Below are 1241 nucleotides of genomic sequence, written 5' to 3'. Positions count from 1 at the left end.
GCGATCAGCTCCCGGCGATCCTCGTCGAAGATCGGCGGCTGCAACCAGAAGGGGTAGTGTCCGCAGTATCTGCAGCGGTAGCGGCCCTCGCGGCGGCCCTTCTTCTCCGTCACGCCCCGACGCCCGCAGGCGGGGCAGGTGCGTAGCTTCATTTTAGCGCCTCCGTCAGCAGGCGCCTGATGACCTCCGCCCGGGGCACTCCGTCCCGTTCGGCCACCTGGTCCAGTTGCGCGGTCAGCTCCGGCGGCAGGTGTGCGATGATCGGCCTGCCGATCTCCGGCCGGCCGGGGCCTACCTCATCTTCGATCTCGCCGAAGAGACGCTCAACCGCTTCATCCTCTTCGTTCAAGAGTAACCACTCCCGGGCCTCGTCGCTGTCGATGAACCGATAACGCTCCGGCCTGCCGTCCCACTGGCTCCAGGAATGCAGCACCCAGCGCCCGCCGGCGGTATGGTAGAGCGCCTGATGGTCCCACTGGCTGCCGGTGGCGATGCTGATGTGGTTATTCCCGTCCCAGCGGGTGGCCTCGTTGAACCGCTCGGCTTTATTCCGGTCGAACCAGCCGATGAAGTTACCATCCTCGTCAAAAACGTTCTCGCGGATAATCTTTTCTTTTGACATTTCTCTTCCTCCTTAATTTTAGTTACCCCGGACCAGGCCCCGGGGCGGGTGGCCGCAAGAAAAGTTAATCATCCTCATTCGGGAAGCTGATCAAGCGCAGCCCCCGGAGATCCTCTATGGACGTGAGCATGACACCTCCCACAAGCGGCCGCAGCAGGCGGCGATGCGTAAGAATCGCCCGGAAAGCCTTACTGCTGCCTTCGTCCGCCTCAACGGTGATCGCGTTCGCCTCCCGGTCCCAGGCGATCCGCGCCGGGTTCCCTGGATAGCAATGGCGGCAGTAGCATGCGGCATTTTGATACTCGCCGCTGTCCCCATTGTCCCGCCCGCGAGGGCGGGGATGACCGGTGCTGCAGTTACCGGTTGTCACCGGGTGCGGCAACCCGGCGTCCTGCCGCTCCCAATCGAATTCTGCGAAGAGCTCGTCGAGCAGCTCCTCGGAAAATGGAAAAGTAATTTTAATCATTTTTCACTCTCCCCTTTCTGCCCCGATAAGCTCGGGGCGGGCCGTAAGGCTTACAGCGCAATGTTGGTGACGAATTCCCCATACATATTCTTTACGATGCCCAGTGCATCGGTGGACTGATCCCGCCAGGCCCTTTCAAGGGCCACGAGAGCT

At 61.6% G+C, this 1241-nt stretch carries 2 protein-coding genes; both read right to left on the bottom strand.

Going from position 1 to position 1241, the window contains the following annotated elements:
- Positions 1-148: 148 nt before the first annotated feature.
- A complete protein-coding gene (locus ACE4YL_RS15080) occupies positions 149-622 on the bottom strand; it encodes a ribbon-helix-helix protein, CopG family (RefSeq protein ID WP_461369778.1) in 474 nt (157 codons plus the stop codon).
- Between the two features lie 64 nt (positions 623-686).
- Entirely contained in the window at positions 687-1088 is a 402-nt protein-coding gene (locus ACE4YL_RS15075) for a hypothetical protein (protein ID WP_461369777.1), read from the bottom strand.
- Positions 1089-1241 lie beyond the last annotated feature (153 nt).

It is taken from the genome of Candidatus Darwinibacter acetoxidans (assembly GCF_041936445.1).
Classification (GTDB): Bacteria; Bacillota; Limnochordia; order Darwinibacteriales; family Darwinibacteriaceae; genus DTU010.
The sequence above is the reverse complement of the archived record's forward strand: the minus strand, read 5'-3'. Positions and strand labels throughout refer to the sequence as shown.